The organism is Nostoc sp. JL23, assembly GCF_017115065.1.
GTDB classification, from domain to species: Bacteria; Cyanobacteriota; Cyanobacteriia; order Cyanobacteriales; family Nostocaceae; genus Nostoc; species Nostoc punctiforme_A.
On record NZ_JABXKN010000008.1, the window covers coordinates 1 to 2,968 of the forward strand.

Consider the following 2,968-nt stretch of genomic DNA (forward strand, 5'->3'; position numbering starts at 1 on the left):
TAGTTCATCGTTTTCATCCCTACTTTTATCATAAGTGATTATCCGAACATGATATTAGAGGTAGTTCCAACTGTGGTCAGGATTAAAGGAGCATTTACACGCGACGACTGGGCAAAGAACTGGGGATAGCGCGTTTCCAAATCCTTGACTTTTGCGGTTGCTCCCCAACCTTCGTAACAATAATGAGCTTCTTTCATGTATAGTTGAGCAATCTTTTCTCGACCTCGCCCTAGATAGAACTTGGCAGCCAATTCATAGGCTAACGCTTCTTCTTGAATATATGCGTTTTCTCTAGCCCCTTGAATCGCTTGCTCGTAGAAGTCCTCTGCCTCAAGCAACTGACCTAAGACTCGTGCTTTTTCTGCTTCAACTAAATGATATTTGTGCAAATAATTCATGGGTGCATAATGTGCCCATTGCTTCATCTTGTCCTGACTAACTGCAACTTTCTTGAGAATTTCCTCCTGCACTTGAGTACTGCTATCAAGATAGGTTGCGAGTCTTGCTAGAGAATCATAGAAATAGTACAAAGGCTGAAGGAAGGCACCTGTTAGTCGGATCAAATGAGTTTCTGCTAGGGCTGCATTTTTAACGGCTTGAGCATATTGAGAAAAGAGGTAGCATAGGCAAAGTTTGTTGAAATGTACAGTAAAGATAGTACTTCCATCATTTGCTGCTTCATATTTTGGCAGTTCATTTTCCTCGTTGTAGAATTCGCCGATAAGTTGAGTTGGGCTAGTCGAGCGTCCCATTAAGTTTATGACAACCTGTCGAAAGATTTGATTCCAAGTTAGTGCCGTTTCCTGTTTGATTTGATGGATTGCTTCGCCATAGATCGCCATATCGCGTTCAACTTCTGCGAGTTCTTTTCCATTGGCGTAGGATTGAAAACAGTGGGTATAAGCGCAGTAGGCGGCAGACTCTAAATCTCCAGTTTCTAGCCCAATGTGATAGCCTTCCAGTAATGGCTTCAATAATTCTCTAGCATGTTCTTTCCAATGGATGATGAAGTTATTAACGGACAGCAATGTTCTAGCTCTGAGTGTGTGGGTACGAGGCTGTGACAACAGCCGTAGAGCAAGCTGTCCAAATTGGTAGCCAGCCTCGATGTTTCCGATCATTCCGCAAAGAATTAACCCAAAGGTGGCATAGGCAAAGGGAGATACAACAGCATTACCGTAATGAATTGATAAGCTTACTTGTTTAGTCACAAGCAGAGGCATTAGATTAGGAACCGCAACATAGGCAGCGATCGTAATGCTTGATAGGATTTTCATCGCCGCTAGCTTGTCCGGTTCAGTCATCTCTGGTAAATGGATCAAGCTCTCAACCTCTTTCTCATGGAAGAGACCGATGATTGTATCTAGTTCAAGATGAATATCTGATTGACTAAGCGTTTTGGGGAAATTGATTTCCAATTGTTGCAAAACTTGAAATGCCGTATTAATTGCTTTTAGGGGTTGGTTTTGTGCAGTATCGGTTTGAATTTTGACTTCGTAGGTTTTCACGCTATCAAGAATCGTTTTAGCTTCTTGTAAAACGATCGCTGCCCAGTATTCCACCTGTTCAAAATCGCCACAAAGGTACGCGACTTCTGTTGTTTCTTGATATAATTCTAAGGTCAGGTCATAGTTTGTTTGCCAACTAGAAGCGGTTAGCCATGCTCTTCCTGTAGCTAGATAGTTTTGCGCCGTACTGTAGGCGATCGCCCCTTTTGCTTTCTGCCCTGCCATCAAGTTCAATTTAGCAATCTCATCTCGTTCGGGTCGAGATGTAACAAGCTCAATTCCATGATTTAAATGATCGACAATTTCAAATAATCGGTCTGGTTGGCGCTCTGGCAATGTCTTTTCAAGCAGAGTACGACCAATTTGAAGATGAATAATTTGCTTTTGCGACTCATCAATCAAGGCATAGGCAGCTTGCTGCACACGATCGTGCAAGAATTTATACTCTTGAACTAACAAGTTCTCATCTAATTCAGAAAGAGGCTGAATCAATTCCGCTTGAATCGCTGCCAGCAAATCTAGAGAAATCGCTTGAGGGGATTGCTTACAAACGAGCGCCAACGTCTCTAAATCAAATTCTGCCCCGACACAAGCGGCTAAGCGGAGTATTTGCTGAGTACCCTCTGGTAGTTTCTGCAACTTGAGCAGTAGCAACTCCACCACATTATCAGTTATGTTCTGGGCTTGGATCTGTCCCATGTTCCATTGCCAGCTTAAGCGTGTCGCATCAAAGGTCAATAGATTTTCGCGATGCAGCATTCGCAAAAATTCGTTGACAAAAAAAGGATTTCCCTTCGTTTTACGCAACACCAATTCAGCTAAGGAATGCACAGTGTCAGTGTTTTGATGCAGCGTTTGGGCGAGCAACTGGCTTAATGGCTCTAGTGTTAAGGGTGCTAGATTGATTTCTTGAAGCACTGATCCTTGTTTTCGCAATCGCTCCAACAGGACTGTCAATGGATGGGATGAAGTCACTTCATGATCGCGATATGCTCCAATCAAAAACAGGGATTGGGTTTGCTCGTCAAGCATGATTAGCTCAATTAATCTGAGTGTGGCTGAATCTGCCCATTGTAAGTCATCAAAAAAGATCACGAGTGGATGCTCTGTTGAACAGAATACTCGGATGAACTGCCCAAAGATGCGATTGAAGCGATTTTGAGCTTCCGTGGCTCCCACTTCTGGAACGGGTGACTGCTTGCCGATAATCAGTTCTACTTCAGGAATTACATCAACGATGAGCTGTCCGTTGTTGCCCAAGGCTGTGAGTAGACGCGATCGCCATTGCTGCAATTGTTCTTCTGGTTCACCCAGCAGTTGTTGTAACAATTTTTGCAGAGCCTGGGCGATCGCGCTGTAGGGAATATTGTGCTGAAATTGATCGAATTTACCCGAGGTGAAATAACCGCGCTTTTGGGTAATTGGTTTATAGATTTCTTGCACTAACGCAGATTTACCAA

The 2,968-nt window shown here is 43.3% G+C and carries 1 protein-coding gene; it reads right to left on the reverse strand.

Features of this window, described 5'->3' with window-relative positions:
* Positions 1 to 38: 38 nt before the first annotated feature.
* Positions 39 to 2,968, reverse strand: a 2,930-nt coding sequence (locus tag HWQ42_RS00485; protein WP_292808358.1) for an AAA family ATPase, incomplete at its 5' end; no start/stop codon positions are given.